Origin of the sequence: Albibacterium bauzanense, from assembly GCF_004339765.1 — a bacterium.
GTDB classification, from domain to species: domain Bacteria; phylum Bacteroidota; class Bacteroidia; order Sphingobacteriales; family Sphingobacteriaceae; genus Albibacterium; species Albibacterium bauzanense.
In genome coordinates, this window is the sequence record NZ_SMGO01000003.1 from 76,661 (window position 1) to 94,143 (window position 17,483).

The 17,483-nt window shown below is 37.6% G+C and carries 18 protein-coding genes; 11 read left to right on the forward strand and 7 right to left on the reverse strand.

The genetic code is table 11. From position 1 onward, the window contains the following. Nucleotides 1–144: 144 nt before the first annotated feature. Nucleotides 145–666, reverse strand: coding sequence for a hypothetical protein (locus tag C8N28_RS11655; RefSeq protein WP_132225118.1), 522 nt, complete (start codon nucleotides 664–666; stop codon nucleotides 145–147). A 186-nt stretch (nucleotides 667–852) separates the two neighbouring features. Between C8N28_RS11655 and C8N28_RS11660 the strand changes: the two genes are divergently transcribed. From C8N28_RS11660 to C8N28_RS11695, 8 genes are read left to right on the forward strand one after another with little or no spacing between them, the layout of a single operon-like run. Then, on the forward strand, nucleotides 853–1,575 hold the full coding sequence (locus C8N28_RS11660) for an SDR family NAD(P)-dependent oxidoreductase (protein ID WP_132225120.1): 723 nt from the start codon (nucleotides 853–855) through the stop codon (nucleotides 1,573–1,575). Nucleotide 1,576: 1 nt separating this feature from the next. Further along, complete coding sequence (locus C8N28_RS11665) at nucleotides 1,577–2,125, forward strand: hypothetical protein (protein WP_132225122.1); 549 nt, start codon at nucleotides 1,577–1,579, stop codon at nucleotides 2,123–2,125. A 4-nt stretch (nucleotides 2,126–2,129) separates the two neighbouring features. Beyond that, nucleotides 2,130–2,390 carry a phosphopantetheine-binding protein gene (locus C8N28_RS11670; RefSeq protein WP_132225124.1) on the forward strand — a complete coding sequence of 87 codons (261 nt, stop codon included), beginning with the start codon at nucleotides 2,130–2,132 and terminating at the stop codon, nucleotides 2,388–2,390. Between the two features lies 1 nt (nucleotide 2,391). Next, nucleotides 2,392–3,744, forward strand: coding sequence for a beta-ketoacyl-[acyl-carrier-protein] synthase family protein (locus C8N28_RS11675; protein ID WP_132225126.1), 1,353 nt, complete (start codon nucleotides 2,392–2,394; stop codon nucleotides 3,742–3,744). Beyond that, nucleotides 3,741–4,556, forward strand: a complete 816-nt coding sequence (locus C8N28_RS11680; protein ID WP_132225128.1) for an enoyl-ACP reductase FabI — start codon at nucleotides 3,741–3,743, stop codon at nucleotides 4,554–4,556. The genes C8N28_RS11675 and C8N28_RS11680 overlap by 4 nt, the downstream gene beginning before the upstream one ends. Then, nucleotides 4,546–4,953, forward strand: coding sequence for a holo-ACP synthase (locus C8N28_RS11685; RefSeq protein WP_132225130.1), 408 nt, complete (start codon nucleotides 4,546–4,548; stop codon nucleotides 4,951–4,953). Before C8N28_RS11680 ends, C8N28_RS11685 begins: the two co-directional genes overlap by 11 nt. Further along, complete coding sequence (locus C8N28_RS11690; protein WP_132225132.1) at nucleotides 4,950–5,780, forward strand: alpha/beta fold hydrolase; 831 nt, start codon at nucleotides 4,950–4,952, stop codon at nucleotides 5,778–5,780. The genes C8N28_RS11685 and C8N28_RS11690 overlap by 4 nt, the downstream gene beginning before the upstream one ends. Next, nucleotides 5,770–6,426 carry a 1-acyl-sn-glycerol-3-phosphate acyltransferase gene (locus tag C8N28_RS11695; protein ID WP_132225134.1) on the forward strand — a complete coding sequence of 219 codons (657 nt, stop codon included), beginning with the start codon at nucleotides 5,770–5,772 and terminating at the stop codon, nucleotides 6,424–6,426. The genes C8N28_RS11690 and C8N28_RS11695 overlap by 11 nt, the downstream gene beginning before the upstream one ends. Nucleotides 6,427–6,431: 5 nt before the next feature. On the opposite strand, the gene C8N28_RS11700 is transcribed toward C8N28_RS11695, so the two are convergent. Continuing rightward, nucleotides 6,432–7,910, reverse strand: coding sequence for a tetratricopeptide repeat protein (locus tag C8N28_RS11700; protein WP_132225136.1), 1,479 nt, complete (start codon nucleotides 7,908–7,910; stop codon nucleotides 6,432–6,434). 147 nt (nucleotides 7,911–8,057) lie between these two features. Further along, on the reverse strand, nucleotides 8,058–9,722 hold the full coding sequence (locus C8N28_RS11705; RefSeq protein WP_132225138.1) for a glycoside hydrolase family 10 protein: 1,665 nt from the start codon (nucleotides 9,720–9,722) through the stop codon (nucleotides 8,058–8,060). A gap of 171 nt (nucleotides 9,723–9,893) precedes the next feature. Here C8N28_RS11705 and cfa point away from each other — a divergent pair, with 171 nt between their 5' ends. Then, nucleotides 9,894–11,009 (forward strand): cyclopropane fatty acyl phospholipid synthase, encoded by a 1,116-nt coding sequence (gene cfa, locus C8N28_RS11710; protein ID WP_132225140.1) that lies wholly within the window; start codon nucleotides 9,894–9,896, stop codon nucleotides 11,007–11,009. 92 nt (nucleotides 11,010–11,101) lie between these two features. Here the strand turns inward: cfa and rhuM are convergent, their stop codons facing one another. Together rhuM and mnmE are read right to left on the reverse strand one after the other, a co-directional pair. Further along, a complete protein-coding gene (rhuM, locus tag C8N28_RS11715) occupies nucleotides 11,102–12,052 on the reverse strand; it encodes a RhuM family protein (RefSeq protein ID WP_132225142.1) in 951 nt (316 codons plus the stop codon). A gap of 99 nt (nucleotides 12,053–12,151) precedes the next feature. After that, complete coding sequence (gene mnmE / locus C8N28_RS11720) at nucleotides 12,152–13,510, reverse strand: tRNA uridine-5-carboxymethylaminomethyl(34) synthesis GTPase MnmE (RefSeq protein ID WP_132225144.1); 1,359 nt, start codon at nucleotides 13,508–13,510, stop codon at nucleotides 12,152–12,154. Nucleotides 13,511–13,572: 62 nt separating this feature from the next. Here mnmE and C8N28_RS11725 point away from each other — a divergent pair, with 62 nt between their 5' ends. Beyond that, nucleotides 13,573–14,415 carry an MBL fold metallo-hydrolase gene (locus C8N28_RS11725; RefSeq protein WP_132225146.1) on the forward strand — a complete coding sequence of 281 codons (843 nt, stop codon included), beginning with the start codon at nucleotides 13,573–13,575 and terminating at the stop codon, nucleotides 14,413–14,415. Nucleotides 14,416–14,487: 72 nt separating this feature from the next. Here C8N28_RS11725 and ypfJ read toward each other — a convergent pair whose 3' ends face one another. Continuing rightward, nucleotides 14,488–15,336 carry a KPN_02809 family neutral zinc metallopeptidase gene (gene ypfJ, locus C8N28_RS11730; protein WP_132225148.1) on the reverse strand — a complete coding sequence of 283 codons (849 nt, stop codon included), beginning with the start codon at nucleotides 15,334–15,336 and terminating at the stop codon, nucleotides 14,488–14,490. A gap of 313 nt (nucleotides 15,337–15,649) precedes the next feature. Here ypfJ and C8N28_RS11735 point away from each other — a divergent pair, with 313 nt between their 5' ends. Further along, a complete protein-coding gene (locus C8N28_RS11735) occupies nucleotides 15,650–16,510 on the forward strand; it encodes a sigma-70 family RNA polymerase sigma factor (RefSeq protein ID WP_132225150.1) in 861 nt (286 codons plus the stop codon). Nucleotides 16,511–16,596: 86 nt separating this feature from the next. Here the strand turns inward: C8N28_RS11735 and C8N28_RS11740 are convergent, their stop codons facing one another. After that, entirely contained in the window at nucleotides 16,597–17,433 is an 837-nt protein-coding gene (locus C8N28_RS11740) for a 3-keto-disaccharide hydrolase (RefSeq protein WP_221410233.1), read from the reverse strand. Nucleotides 17,434–17,483: the final 50 nt, after the last annotated feature.

Here is a 17,483-nt window from a genome sequence, read left to right on the forward strand (position 1 = left end):
AATTCACCGATATACACTTACTTATCGTTAATAGAGTATTTCAACCTCTTGACTTAGCAAATGAAAATTATCTGATCAACTAAAACAGAAATAATATGAACGAATATTATTTGAAGCAATATACATCTGATGAGATCTAATAATTTACAGACTTTCCCTTTGCATTGCTTTTAATATATTTTTTCTAGCAACATGTATTGCGGGTGAACTTTCCCCTTCCATCATTTCCAATGCAGCTTTAAACTCTTGCATCAATTCAGAGCTCGAACGACAAAGTTCAAAAGCGATTTTCATACAAAGAGACTGAATTCCTGAAGGTTCTTTCTTTGTAATCATTCGCTCCAGACAAAAATCAAGAAAATCTACTCTTAGAAGACTCACTAAAGGCTGCTTGTATAAAAGAGTGAGTATTAATCTACGCTTTCCAGTATGTTGACAGATCAAAACCTCGTCAATCATTTCATCTTGTTTACAAAATAACCATTCGTTTTCCTTCAAAGAAAAATGGCTCATAACCCAAGCAGCTTGAAATGCAACCTTATCATTGGGGTCAAAGAGTAAACTGAATAACTCTTGTTTCTTTAAACCGTTATCTTGAATCCGATAAATAATTTCTTGCATATCATCCATGTTGATACGTTGCGAAAGTCTTTCTTTGATGTTCATTCAGTTACAATGAAGTATTTAATATTGACGTACAAATACAAAAATTTAGCGATATATAGTTAACGCGTACTTCGCTCAATAAAATATCACAGAAAATCAGAAACTACGTTTACAGCAAATTTAAGTTGTTTTGTCCGATTAATATTTTAATTTTGAGTAATCATTATAAACTTATTCAACAATCCATTGAGAAAACTCAAAGTATTGATTACAGGTTCCAGCTCTGGCTTGGGATTAGCAATTGCTAGAAAACTCAACGGTACTTACCACTTAATCTTGCATGCATCAAAAGAAGAACATGTTAAAGAATTAAGAGAAAACAACTCGGTACTAGCAGCTGATTTCAATGACCCTGCTGAGCTCAAGGCATTCTGTAAACGACTTAAAGCTGAGCATGGCGATGATTTATTTGCCGTTATTAATAATGCGGGAGTCACCTTCGATAAATCGCTGGTTTATCAACCAGAAACGGATATCGACACCATGCTCATGGTCAATTTAAAGGCACCAATCATGATCACCAAAACCGTTGTAAAATTATTTGGATTAAGAAAACGTGGTGTTGTTATACAAGTAAGTTCTTGCGTTGCAGAAACGGGTAACGCTTTTCAATCGGTTTATGCAGCAACCAAAGCTGGTCTGATTGCTTTCTCTAAGTCAATGGCTAAGGAAGTTGCCGTTTTATATGAACAACACGAAATACGGATCTTGACGGTTTCTCCAGGTTTAATAGAAACCCGTATGACCGATGCTGTACCGGCGAAAGAGAAAGAAAAATACTTGAATATGATTCCAGCACAGCGCTTTGGTAAACCAGAAGAAGTAGCAGAAGTAATCGCTTTTTTACTTTCGGATAAAGCGTCTTATATGAATGGTAGTAACATTCAAATTAATGGAGGGCTCTTATAATATGAACAGTCTCGTAGGCGTTGCACCAAATGAAATTCTTTTACACGGCCCCAGTAAGCTACTGATTGACCAGTACCATTGGCATTTGCCTAAAACCGGTATTGTAGCAAGTTACAGCCCCAAAGCGAAAGACACTTTGGATCACTTTGGAATCTTTCGTGGAGTTGATCAAATTGAAGCGTTTGCTCAAGCTACAACAGTATCATGTGCTACCTTTTTAGAGGCTAAAAAGCGAAACTGTGCCCCAATTGAGTTACGAGATCTTTTTGTTCCGGCCTTTATTAGTGTGGGACAGGTATACTTTCATCACTATCTGGAGGAAGGCGATACCTTTATTTGTGCGGGACAGATCAAGTTCTATAAATTCAGGCAGATGGTGTGCGATGGTCGGATTTACAAAGTACCAAAAGGATATGACCTTTCTGCGTACTTCAATGATTTTAATGAAGATATGCTGCATACATATATGTTTCCGCCGGACTTCATATTAGTAGCCGAATTATTTGATATTACAGGGCGAGCCTTAAAAAAAGAATTTTTCAATCAATAAAAATATGGAAAGACAAGACATCATTGATGGTTTAGTAGAAATTTTGAAAACTGTGCGAACAGTAGATCCTGCGAAATTAACCCAGGTAACCGAAGAAACCGATTTTATTGCCGATCTAGGCACTCCTTCTACCGAGATGATTAATATTGCCGCGAAAATCGAACAAAAGTTCGATATAGAATTTGACGACGACGATATAGATGATCTAGGCTCAAAGGTTAAAGATGTAGTCGATCTGATTGTACGTACCCAAGAAAAAGCTTAAGATGGAGCTCCAGGGAAGAAAAGTTGCAGTAGTAGGAATGGGTGGAGTTTTTCCTACCTGTACCAAGTTGGATGATTTTGCTGACAAACTATTTTCTAACCAAAGCCTTATCCGAGAGTGGGATCAGGCCAAACATCATGGAAAGCAAGTGCGTTCCAGCGTTTCGGGTTATGTCACAGAAGAAGAAATGCACTTAGAAGCTATTTATTCATCGCATATCGAAGATTATCCTGAAACATATTTAGATCATTTGAATCGTATCCCACATGCCCATTTAGCGACAGCAGACGTTGGCAGTATTTGGGCTATGTTGGCTACACTGGATGCTATAAAAATGGCAGATTGGCAAGAGGATGACATTCAATCCGAGTTGACCGGTGTGGTAGTTGGATCAGGTGGTAGTGGTACTAAAATAGCCAGATCTGCTTGGCGCAATTTTTTTGAACTAGGTAAAAAAAGTCGTTCCATTGGAACACATACTGTTGACCGATCCATGTTCTATCGCGAAGCAGCCAACATTTCCTGTCTCATCAAAAATAAAGGCGTATGTGAATCAATCGGCTCCGCTTGTGCTACAGGCTTAGGTAATATTGGTCATGCATATCGATTAATCCAATATGGAATACAAGATCGTGCGGTTGCAGGTGGTGTAGAAGGTACTTCTTTAGAAAGCTTTATAGGCTTTGATGGAATGCAAATTCTAAGCCGTGGGTTTACTCCTGAGGCAAGTTCCCGGCCATTTGATATCAATAGAAATGGTTTTGTTTGTTCGTTTGGAGCCGGAATTGTTTGCCTAGAGGCCTACGACATTGCTAAAGCTCGGGGAGCGAATATTCTGGGTGTGATTGATCGCTATTTCAATAATTCCGATGGAGATGGCAATATGTTCCATCCATCCTATGATGGACAAAAACGCTTATGGAAGGGTTTATTAGGAAATTCCGGTATGGTGCCAGATGTTGTTAAAGTACATGGAACATCCACGCAAGTTGGAGATGCTATTGAACTTTTCAGCATTGCCGATATGCTCGGTGATAAAGGTTATCATATTGCTGCGCCTAAATCACAGTTTGGCCACATGCTTGGCGCCTCCGGATCTGTTGAAATGATAGCTGCTCTTTTGATGCTTGAGCGACAAACCGTATTGCCTTGTCTCAACTCGGTTCAATTAAATACCGAGCTTGAGTATTTTCAACAGGCAGATTCGTGGGAAGGCCCTCAAACTCCGATGGCGCATTTTAGAGAGTTAATACCACAAGAAGCATTCAAAAAAGAGATCAATACCGTTGTTTGTTTGAATTATGGATTTGGAGGTACCAATAGTTCTATTTTATTATCAAAAGATACACAATGATCGATAACAAAGGCAAGGTAGCGATTGTTTTTGGAGTTCGAAACGAACATTCAATCGCTTATCATATCGCGCTCCGATTACATCAATCGGGCTGTCAGGTTGTCCTAAGCTATCTTCCCGACACGAAGGAAGAAGTGCTATACCTGTTGGATAAAGCAGGCATTGATACAACCAACACCGCGGCAGTCGATGTACGAAATGAAACAGAGATACAAGCTTTCGTAAGTCAGGTTTATGAACGCTTGGGTCCCATCGATTATATCCTACACGGTGTCGCTTTTGGGAATCAACAGGTTTTGTGTTACACCATTCCAGGCAGCCAACAACCAGCTCCTTCCTATATTGATATCCCATTTGAAGATTTCATGGACGCTATTAATATAAGCGCTTATTCGTTATTGCGAATCTGTCGATCAGCAGAACCCTTTTTATCGCCTGGCGCTTCAGTGCTAACCTTAACCTACAACGCATCACAACGTGTTTTCCCGGCCTATGCAGGCATGGCTATTTGCAAAGCCGCACTTGAAAACATCATGCTATATCTATCCAGTTATTTTAGAAAAACCAGTGTACGGGTCAATGCCATCTCTGCGGGACTGATCATGACAACATCAGCCGGCGCCATATATGGAGTACGAAAATTGCGCAAACTCGGCAGACAAACTGCCCCTTTGGGTAATGTAGATGCTGGAGATATTGCTGATACAGCTCTATATTATTTCTCGGACCTGTCAAAAAAAGTCACCGGAAATATCCACTATGTAGATGGAGGGTTTAACATTATGGGAGTTGCAGTAGAAGATGAAAAATAAGGTATTCGACGCGATAACGATTCCATTAGTTTCCGAAGAAAGTTTTTCCGTCGGAAACGATATCGTGTTTCTACCCGATTTCATTTTGTCTTTTAACCCCATGTTTCAGAAAAAGATCTACACATCAGAAGAGATTCTTTATTGCGATCAATTCGATAAACCCATGCTGCGTTACGCCTCTACCTGGGCCGCAAAAGAAGCCATTTATAAAAGCATTAAACAACTTTGCCCCACACCGATTGGTTTGTCAAAGATCACAATCATTCGGGATAAAATAGCAGGCATACCTCGTGTTGTATTGCCGGCATCATTTTCCCATTTAAAAGTCAGTTTAAGCATTACCCACGATGGTGATTATGTTTGGGCAATAGCAATATCAAAAATAAGTAGCGTATGACCGAACACTACTTTGAAAATAAACTGGTGCGAATGCATTACTATCAATTTGGTCATGGTGCAAAAAAAATGCTCTGTTTCCATGGTTATGGTATGCATGGTAAGCAATTTACTGTTCTTGAACCGGCTTTGGGCAACCAATATACCTTTTACGGATTTGATTTATTCTTTCATAAAGAAACCAAATTAAAAGATTCAAGCTTGAACGCGGTTAAGAAAGGTATTTCAAAGGAGGAACTCAGCCAGTTGTTTTTAGAATTTTGTGAGGCCCAAAACATTGTTCAGTTTTCTATTATCGCCTATTCTATGGGTTCTCATTATGCGACAACCTTAGTAGAAGAAATGCCTCATCGCATTCGGGAATTAATTGTCGCCGCTCCGGCCTGTTTTAACCCTGGCAAAGTCGTCTCCTTTTTAAGCCTCCATCCAATGGGTGGCATACTGCTTAAGTATTTAGCGCTACACACTGGCCGTGGCATGCCTCGGTTTTTATGGCTACTCAGGCGATTATCTGTTATAGATAAAAAAGCATATAATATATTGTTACGTGAAGTAGGTACATATGAATTAAGATTTGCTTTCTTTGCTTGCATTCGTTACAAGCGTTTTCTGACTTTAAACGCAGAAAAATTTGTTGAGAGGTTAAATACGCATCCCATCAATAGTTATTTTATTTTTGGTAAGCGCGACAAAAATTATCCTGTGAAAATTGGCCGATCCATCGTTCCTCGAATTCTTACGGCCCAAGAAATGGAAATCGATGCTAACCACGATATGATTCACTTGGAATTCGGGCAATTTTTAGTAGAATTGCTCCATGATCATTAAAGCCAGACCCTTTCCGTTATTCATTGTCCGAGGAGCCTTCCGTCTTTTAAGTTTCGGAATGCGACTTCGTTTCCATAAATTGGTAATTCGAGACATCCCCATCAAACCTGGACACTCCTACTTACTAATGTGCAATCATTTTAGTTTTTGGGATGGCTTCTTCGCCGCCTATCTCTGCTTAAATAGCATTTTCAAAACTCAAGAGATGAAAGGTTTTCATTTCTTAATATTAAAAAAGCAATTACAGATGAAACCCTGGCTTCGTTTCTTTGGTGGTTTTTCAATTGCACCAGGCACTCCTTCTGTTAATAGAAGTTTGGATCAAATGGCTAAGCTTCTAAGTCAGCCAGGCCATGTCGTATTAATGTTTCCTCAAGGAAAACTCGAATCCAACCATGTTCGAAAAATAGAGATGAAAGATGGAATCAGTTATTTAATTCCAAAAATAGAAGGCGATTGTCAATTGATATGGAGCACACAATTAATCGAATACTTTGAAAGCCTCAAAACCTCCGTTTATTTTGATATGCTTGATTGCGGTACTGCGGAAAACTTTGATTTTGATCAGTTTCGCAATCAAATCAATATTCATCATCAAGCAGCCATTCAGCGGCAACTTCGATTTACACAAGAAGATAAAGCTTAACGTTCCTAATTGCCTATTCGTTTTAAAGCACTTTTTGCCTTATTCTCGATGCTACTTTCGTATTCATGATTTTTCATAGCAATGGCCATTCGGTAAAAAGCTGCTGCTTGTTTCTTATTATTTTGGTTCTCATAAATATCACCAATATTCAACGCAGCATTCGCTGCATAATAATAAGATGTCTGTTTTCCCAAATCAATTGCTTGCTGATAGTGAGAAAGCGCCTTTGGATCCTGGCCCGATTCATCGTAAATCCTTCCTAACCGATAATGAAACTCAATCTTATCACGCTGAAGTTTAAAACTGTTTGTATTTTTCGTCTTCAGCTGCTCAAGCGCCCGATTATAATAGCCTCCATCAAAGAAAAACCGTGCACTCAATAACGAAGGATCTGGTGCAGCATCGTTCGCTTCCTTTAAAGCCTGTTTATCTTTCTCATCGTAATTATTTCCTTTGGTTTTAACGGACTGAAGAAACTCACGGTAGCGAGTATTATTACCTCTTAAATAATAGTAATAAGATAGCTTTAGATAAGCATCTTTTACATAATTAACTCCTTCTGTATTGTTTATAAAGTTCGCCAGATAAATGTTAGCATCGGCATCCATTCTATTCAATTTAGCAATTCCGAGCAAGTAGTCAAGTGATGGGAAAGCAATATACGCAGATCCTTTCGGCCGTCCCTGTAAATAAGCAATCGCCTTATCATTCTGATAATATTTCATGGACACGTATCCCTGAAGATAACTTTTCAATAGACTGGAATCATTAAAAGATTCGGTATAGCTTATCATTTTGTTATAACCAGATTGATGAGGTACCAGATCTGTTTCAATATAGCACAAAAAGAAAGCAACCTCTTTTTTATAAAAATCATAAGATTTTGGCATTGTAGTGAGCAATCCTTCTAATGTTTTTATACCTCTTGTCACATTACCCTTTAATCCAAGAGTACTTGTAAAACGCTGCAAGTTAGCCGGTATTGCTCCAAAAATGACATCAATCAAACCGGAACTTTTCTTATTCGGCGAAAAGTCAGGAAACCGTTCCGCATTACTGCGAAGCAATTTTTCTGCCTTCCAGATATCCATTGCTGAAGGGAAATAATCTTGAAATCTACTCTGAAGCAAGCCCCATTGCAAGTTTATCTCTGCCTGAGAATAAAAATAAAAAGGCGAATTCTTATCATTCCGTTCCAAGGCACTCAAACGGCTTGACTTTCGCGCCTTCAAACGCTCATAATCACTTTTATTTTCCGAAGCCAGCAGGCTAAAAAAATCTATATAGTTTTCTAATAGAACAATAATCCCATTGTTAGCATTTTGACTTTTTTCCGTCGCTATCCATTTTTTCGCCTCATTCATACGCAGGTCAAAAATAGCGTCATAAGCTTGTCGACAATTATAATTAAAATCGAAATTCGCTTTGGCAAATAGACTCGAAAACAATAAAAAACAGATTATAAATAAAGACTTTTTGATCATTGCGACAATGAGTTAAAAATGGCACTGCACTATCCGAATGCCATTGTTTAGAACCACAAAAATGGGAAAATATTTTAAGAGTTTTACGAAATCATTCTATAAAACCATTTCTTATCCATGCTCATCACCTAATGGCGGCAGGGTATTTTAAAAATATCCATTACTTGAAACATCCCCATAATTTAATGCAACCTCTAATCGTTTCACTACAAAAATATTGGATTTAGATACGATGGAAACTGTATTTTCTCCTTGAGTTAAACAATCTTCAGGCAATTCAAAAGCAAACATTTCTTCTCCTTCTTGCATACCATGTAAGCGATCATATTTTTCAGCATAATCTGGTATGCTATTGCTTAATTTCACATTATTTACATAAATATCCATTCTTGCCTTACGGTCAGTCCGTACAAACAATATTTGTTGTTTAGGTTTCGTGCTTTCCACAGCATCACCTATAAAAATGCTGGCATTACTTTTTTTACCATTTCCACAAGCCATAGGTAAATCCGCAACCTGCAAAACACCATAAGAATTTGTCACTCCATCTGAAGCACAGTATATTTTATTCGCAGTTTGCAATTTATCTACTGTTCCTAACTCTGTAAGTAATCTTTGCGATCGTGTTCTACAAACCAACCCGCTCTTATTTAATGCTTTTTCATAATCCACCTTACCATAATCGGCGAAATAAAAATTAAACAAATGTAATCCATCTCCACCCTGCCCCAAAATATGAGAGGCCATGCCTTTGTACATACCATCAGAAAAAAGCTCTCTTGGCTGATAGCCCCCATCATCGATAGAACCATATACAGGAATAGTTTGTTTTCCTGCACCGAAAAGATCTGTTTTAAATTTAGAAATAGGCATAGCAGTTTCACCCCTCCAATGCGCGCCAATAGAAATAAAGTCTATTAATCCCAGTTTAACCCATTCACGCACATCTAAGCCCTTTTCCAAAGATCCTTCAACTGTAATAGGAACTCGGGCAGATAATAGAATTTTCTTTCCACGCTTGGTTGAAACCGAATCAACTATATGCCTTACATCCTTCACAAACGAAGTTATTAAATGTGCTTTTGAAGGCCCTTCTCCAGTCTTAAACAAAACAATAAAACGCATAAAATCCAGATCATAACCATCTATCTGTTCATACTTCTCTAGTTGTTCGCGAATTAAATTCAATTTATGTTGTCGCACTTCCGGAAATGTAAAGTCCAAAGCTTGCGCACTATTCATTCCCTGCGTATCATCCCCTGTCCAATATTGGGGATTATTATACCAAAAATCCGGATAAGAAACCCGACAACGCTTGCTTGTATCAGCGAAATGAAGGTCATTTACTCTAAAAGTTATAATCGCTTCCATCCCACGTTCCTTTGCCCTGGTTAATGAAGCATCAATAATGTCTGTACCTTCTTTTTCCAGGTTAATGAAATTATTATAATAATTCTTAAAAGCATTACGTTCAGATTCACTGCCCTCACAACTTAAAGTTCCATTTAAGTCGTCACCAAATGGCCGTTCATATTTAGATCGATAAAACACAAAATCACTCCCTGTACACATCATAAAAGTAGTAACCACTCCCGCATCAGCAACCATATCTACATATCGATTTATATCTTCACGGGTTAAATCTGGCTTCCTATTAAACCACATATTTGCCAATGCATCTGTCCCATCGTTATTATGGATTAATCTGTATTTTGGTTTATCGTTTGTATGAGTAAACGAAGTTAAAATTGCTAATACGCCAAAAGCCATTAAAAAAATACTTCGGATAGAATTGGTTCTTTTTTCTTTCATTATCATAAAATAGTTGTTCTCATCGCAAAAGTAGCCATCATTATTAAAAGAAAGGCTTATTGAAAAATAAAACTTAACTCTCTATTTAAATTTTCGTAAAAGACTAATTTAACTATTCAAAATAGTTTTAAAATCATATTTTTATAGTTAGAATTAAATAATTAACCCTATATGATATCAATTAGACAAATCATCTTCAACACATTCGCAGAAGTGGGCATTACCATTAATGGCAATAACCCTTGGGATATGCAGGTGAATAACACGAAATTTTACGATAAAATTTTAAGTAGTGGTTCTATTGGTTTTGGCGAAGCATATATGGCGGGGTGGTGGGATTGTGAGGACCTAGATGGTTTCTTTTTCAGAGTACTTTACCATCGAGTAGATAAAAAAATCCCGATTGATATTTTTACTGTATTCTACGCTTTAAGAGCTAAGTTTAGAAATCTTCAAACCCATAGTCGTGCTAAACAAGTTGCTTATAAACATTACGATATAGGAAATGAGCTGTTCGAAAAAATGTTAGATAAACATATGATGTATTCTTGTGGATATTGGAAAGATGCAACCAATCTTGAAGAAGCACAAGAAGCTAAAATGGATCTCATCTGCAGAAAGTTAAAATTGGAAAAAGGGATGCGCGTATTAGAGATAGGTTGCGGTTGGGGCGGTTTTGCTAAATATGCTGCCGAAAAATATGGCGTATCAATAGTTGGAATAACTATATCAGAGCAGCAAGCAATCTTAGCTAAAGAGATTAATAAAGGATTACCTGTTGAAATAAGAATACAAGACTATCGCGATATAGATGAGAAGTTTGACAGGGTAGTATCCATTGCCATGTTGGAGGCTGTAGGCCACAAAAACTTTAGACAGTATATGGAAGTAGCTGAAAAAAACCTTACACAGGATGGCATATTCCTAATTCATACTATTGGGGGCAATTACGATGCTAAAACCACCGACCCCTGGATAGATAAATATATTTTTCCGAATGGAATGCTTCCATCAGCAAGCCAACTCTCTAAAGCCTGGCAAGGATTGTTCGTCTTAGAAGATTGGCATAACTTCGGACCAGATTATGACCTGACATTATTGGCATGGTTAAAAAACTTTGAAGAAAGTTGGGACAGCATTAAGCATAATTATGATGAGACCTTTCATCGCATGTGGCGCTATTTCCTTTGTGCAAGTGCAGCATCCTTCCGCTCGCGCAAAAACCACCTTTGGCATATCGTTTTAACTAAACCATTGCATGTAGGAATATATGAATCTGTGAGGTAAGAGAAATGTGCGGCTCTAATCATTCTAATAACCTTCTTGTTTCGTGGATACCAACCAGGACTTCTTTTATTTATTGATTTCTGTTGAGCACGCTAATAATAAGTTTTTTTTACTGTCTCCATTTCCTCGGGTTTACTTGAGGCAACTAACAAAGTAAGACTTGCAAGGGCTTCGTTACTTACGATTGGTTTTCGATTTTGAACGTAAAGCAAATCATTCTTTTCTAAAAAGAGTAGAAAGCAAGCTGCTGCTATACGTTTATTTCCATCTACAAAGCCGTGATTTTTCACAATTAAATATAACAAAGTAACTGCCTTTTCCTCTATGGATGGATAGAAATCTTCTTTGTTGAACCCTTTGGAAATTTGTGCTATAGCGCTCTGAAAACTACCGTCTTTCTCTTTTCCAAAGATGGCAGAATGGAAATCTGCCCTCATCATATTAATAATCTTTTCGTAATCAGCTGATTCGGGGTAATTAGCCAAGCGTTTGGTTAACCCTTTATCATCCAATTGTTCGTGGTCATAATCATCCAATAACTCCAAGCCTTTGGCAAAATGCTCTAACCAACCCAATTCCGTCTCTATGATTTTACCCTTGATTGCCCGGCTTAATATGCGAATACCATCTTTAAGTATCTGAACTTCTTGCTGTTTTTGAGCTAGACGGGTTTTGTTAATGGCATAACCTTGTACAAGGTAATCTCTTAAACGTTGGGTAGCCCATTGACGGAATTGGGTGCCTTGTTGAGATTTTACACGGTAGCCAACTGAAATAATGACATCTAGGTTGTAAAACTCTATGGCTCGTTTGACCTGTCTAACTCCTTCCTTTTGAACTGTCAAGGATTTCTTGACAGTTGCATTTCTTACCAACTCCTTTTCTCTAAAACAATTATTAATGTGTAAACTAATATTCTGCTTAGTCTGATTAAACAGGGCGGACATCTGTTGTTGTGTAAGCCATACCGTGTCCTGATCGAACGTTACCTCAACCTGTGTTTGACCATCCGTGGCTTGATATATTTCAATTTGGTTCTTCATTAGTTAAAATTCAGTTACATCATAGCATTATGCCAAAAATATAGTACAAAATAAGAATTTTACCTAGTCATACCCGAGAAATAACATTGAATAACAAGGTTACTTGCCAATACAAAACTTCGAAAAAATATTATCCAACAAATCATCCGTGGTAACCTCTCCTACAATCTCACCTAAATAATGCAAGGCTTGCTTAATATCCATTGCCAGAAAATCAGAAGTAATAGGATTATCAACGTTCTCTAAAACACGATTCAAAGCAGCTTCTGTATTTTTCAAAGCTTCAACATGACGAATATTGGTTAAAATGGTTTCATTGGTATTCAGATTCTTGATGTTAACAGTTTCAAGCAAACTGTCTTTAAGTTCATCAACACCGATATTCGACATGGCAGAGATAAAATGAACTGGAAGCTCTTTCAATTGCTCTTTCTGCAAATCAGTCAATAAATCTGATTTATTTACCAACAACAAATAAGGGATATCTTGTTTTTCCAAGCCAGCTATCTGACTAGCAATATCATCGAAATCTTGAAGAGCATCTGCCATATAGATAATAAGCTTGGCTTGCTTCATTTTTTCCAATGTTCGCTCCACCCCTTTTGCTTCAATTAAATCAGCTGTTTCACGAATACCAGCAGTATCGATAAATCTAAATATTACACCTTCGATATTGATTTCATCTTCAATGGTATCACGCGTAGTTCCGGCAATATCAGAAACAATGGCTCGTTCCTCATTTAACAAGGCATTTAACAAGGTTGATTTCCCCACATTGGGCTTTCCGGCAATAACAATAGGAATACCATTCTTAATTACATTCCCTAATTCAAAGGAAACAATTAAACGTGCAATAACTTTATTGATCTGTAAAACTAAATTCTTTAATTCTTCACGGTTAGCAAACTCAACATCTTCCTCTGCAAAATCAAGCTCAAGCTCTATCATGGAAGCAAAATGAATCAACTTTTCCCGCAATCCTTGTAATTCATTAGCAAAACCTCCACGCATTTGCTGCATAGCTATATCATGCGATGCCTTTGAATTAGAAGCAATTAAATCTGCTACCGCTTCTGCTTTACTTAAATCGAACGCTCCATTTACAAAAGCTTGAAGCGTAAATTCTCCTGGTTTTGCAGCACGGGCACCTTGCTCTATCAACAGATTGATAATCCGTTGAATAATGTAGCTTGATCCATGACATGATATCTCTACTACATTTTCTTTTGTATATGATTTTGGTGCAAGAAACAATCCTACCACAACCTCATCCAAAATAGTATCTTTATCCATAATCAACCCAAAATGAAGAGTATGGGATGCCTGTTTCGTTAAATCCTTACCTTTAAAAATCGAATTAATAATGAAAATTGCATCAGGTCCCGATAATCGGATAACTCCCAATGCCCCACTTCCGGATGGTGTTGATAAAGCAACAATTGTTTGCACGTTATTCATATCAACAAAGATAGAACTATATCAATGTATTCTGAAAATTGTACCTTCGTAAAAAACAGTTTATGAATTTATACAGCATTGATACTGGTTTATTTAAGTTAGATGGTGGTGCTATGTTTGGGGTAGTTCCTAAATCAATATGGAACAAAACCAACCCTGCCGATGAAAACAATCTTTGCACTTGGGCTATGCGCCTGTTACTGATTGAAGATGGGGATCAACTTATTTTAATTGATACAGGCCTTGGTGATAAGCAATCTGAAAAGTTTTTTAGCCATTACTATTTACATGGTGATGATACATTGGATAAGTCGCTACAAAAACACGGCTTTAACAGAGATGATATAACCGATGTTTTCTTAACGCACCTTCATTTCGATCACGTTGGTGGTGCAATTAAAAGGGAGGGCGACCAGCTCGTACCTGCCTTTAAAAACGCAAACTTCTGGAGTAATAAAAAGCACTGGCAATGGGCCACAGAACCCAATCAGCGAGAAAAAGCATCGTTTTTAAAAGAAAACATTCTTCCTATTCAGGAAAGTGGAAAGTTAAAGTTTGTAGAGGATAAAGAATCAGGAATACTACATCCGGATATCAGCATCCGTTTCGCTTTTGGACATACAGATGCGATGATGTTGCCACAGATAAATTATAAAGGGAAAACAATCTTATACATAGCAGATTTGCTCCCTTCGGTTGGACATATCCCTCTGCCCTATGTCATGGCTTATGATATGTTTCCATTAAAGACTTTGGAAGAAAGAGCTCAATACTGGAAAGAAATTGCGGATAATGAATATATCTTATTTTTAGAGCACGATCCTGTAAACGAATGTTGCACATTGCAGCATACAGAAAAAGGCGTCCGATTAAAAGACACCTTTACACTTGCTTCTATCTTATAATTACTCCCGATAATTATAAGACAAGAGCATTATTGCATCAATCTCAATTCAGTATTGCTGTATTAATGCTCTTTATTGCAATCCCAACTCGGTAAATGTATCTCCTTGGTTTACATCACCCCCTTGGTAACCTTTTTTAAACCAGTACATACGCTGCGCTGATGTACCATGCGTAAAAGTTTCTTGGTTGGCATGGCCTTGCATTTTCTCTTGAATAGTATCATCTCCTACTGCATTGGCTGCACTTAAAGCCTCTTCTATATCCCCTTCTTCTAGTTGATCCTGATTATAATGAGACCACACACCAGCATAAAAATCGGCTTGTAACTCCAATGCAACTGATAATTGATTAGCGCGCGTTGCATTTGAACTTTGCATCGCCTGCTGAGTCCGCCCACTAGTTCCTAATAGATTTTGAACATGATGGCCAACCTCATGGGCAATCACATAGGCAATTGCAAAATCACCTCCTTTTGCACCAAAACGATCTTTTAGCTCATTAAAAAACACTAAGTCCATGTAAACTGTTCGATCTGCAGGACAATAAAACGGTCCGGAAGCTGAACTTGCACCACCGCAACCTGTTTGAACTGCATCAGAAAATAAAACTAATTGAGGGTTTTCATAGGTTAAATTATTCTCCTGAAATATTTTCCCCCAAATATCCTCCGTATCAGCCAATACAACAGAAACAAACTCGCCCATCTGCTTATCGGCTTCGCTTAACTCTACAGTTCTTTCAGTACCTTGTTGAGGCTGTGTTAATTCAGCCGGAATAACCTGAGAAAGATCTGTACCGGTAAACATCTGTACAAGCAAAACAATTACACCAACCACCCCTCCACCTAGTAACATTTTACCACCCGACATACCTCTACGGTCATCCATATTAGAACTTTGTCTACGTCCTTGCCATTTCATAGTTTATTTATTTACATGAAAATTAAATAATGAATATTTTATTAATACGAAATATGTATTATATTTAAAAAACCATCACCCATAACACAAATTATATGCCTAATTTCTCATTTGAAAATCACATTACGAGATCTTTCACTGATCGCGGGAATTACATACTCAGTTGGAACAGTTTTTGCGCGCCAAAGTCAGTAATGAAAGCTTGATAAATCCCTCTTTATCAGAGAACTTTTCACCATTTTAATCGTTATTTGATTATATTTTATCTATTTTTGCACACTTTTGCATCAGAGGAGCACCTTAATATTACTTAATGAGACAGCTTAAAATTACACAGTCGATTACCAATCGTGAATCCCAGTCATTAGACAAGTATTTGCATGAAATTGGGAAGGTCGACCTTATTACTGCAGAGGAAGAAGTAATTCTTGCTCAAAAAATTAGAGAAGGCGATCAAGCCGCATTAGAACGTTTGACAAAAACGAATTTACGTTTCGTGGTTTCAGTAGCGAAACAGTACCAAAATCAAGGTCTAACCCTAGGAGACCTAATAAACGAGGGAAATTTAGGCTTAATTAAAGCCGCAAAAAGATTTGACGAAACAAAAGGATTTAAATTCATTTCTTATGCCGTATGGTGGATTAGACAATCAATTCTACAGGCCATCGCAGAGCAATCACGTATTGTACGTTTACCTTTAAACCAAGTAGGTTCGTTAAGCAAAATCAGTAAAGCATTTTCAAAATTAGAACAAGATTTTGAACGTGAACCTTCGCCAGAAGAATTAGCAGAGCAACTTGAAACAACTGTTGAAAAAATCTCGGATACACTAAGTAACTCCGGACGACATGTTTCAATGGATGCCCCATTTGTTCAAGGAGAAGAAAACACATTACTTGATGTTCTTGAAAACCATGATCCTAATACGGATAACAGTCTAATTGACGAATCCCTTTCAGAGGAAATTAGAAGATCATTGGCTACATTAACAGATAGAGAACGTGAAATTATTGTATTGTTCTTTGGATTAAGCTCTAACCACCCTCTTTCTCTTGAAGAAATTGGTGAGCAATTCAATTTAACAAGAGAGCGTGTACGTCAAATTAAAGATAAAGCTTTACAGCGTTTACGCCATACATCAAGAAGTAAAATATTGAAAACTTACCTGGGTTAAAACAGGATCAAGTTCATATCAAATAAAAAAGCAGCTATACAAAAGTATAGCTGCTTTTTTATGTAGAGGGCGCAAAGGAAGTTAACTTAATTTAATTTCTTAACCCACATATTTCTGAATGACACTTTTGTTGTTGCTTCGATCTCTATACCAAAATTACCCGACCAATTATTAGATGAAGCCGGATCGTCATCAATCATAATTGCCATCACCTGGCCATTCAAAATATGAATGCAAACAGGCCCTCTTGCAATCACAGTATATTCATTCCAATCATTCACTTTAACAAGCTTTTGCAGTTCGGCATTATCGCCGATATTACCCATTAACTTTTTGCTTTTATCTCCATACCCTTCCACAAGTTGTCCACGCCAAGCAAGAATACGCATTGGAGTATTTTCTGAATAAAACTGACCAGTCCATGGAGCGCTTGGCCAAAAATCTGCTTGAGGGCCAGTCATCATCCAATTTAAATTTACCGGACCAACATTGGCTGTTACCTTAGGTGAAATTGAGGCCAGCCATGGAATGCCCGTTTTGCTACGATATTGCATTCCTGTACCACCACTTCCTTCTACTTTTACCTCAAATTTTAATGTAAAATCTTTTGCTTCAAGATCGCGATAAACAATATAATTGTTGCCACTTGGATTCTCCGGAGTTGATTCACCAACGAGAGCTCCATCTTCCACACGCCAGAATTTCGGATTCCCATCCCAGCCTTTTAAGGTCTGACCATCAAAAATAGAAATGTACCCTTCATGATCATTAAAATCCATTGAATCAGGTTGAGTAAAAACCATTCTTCCAGTCTGGGGCGGGGTTGGTGCGGCTGGTTGCTGTGCAAATGCATAACTTATAGAAATCAAAAGAGTAACAACTAATGCCTTGGTTACTTTTAAATTAAGTGGAGATAGTTTCATAAGTTTAATAATTAAGTTTATATAAAGCTAATATATGCGAGGCTGAAAAG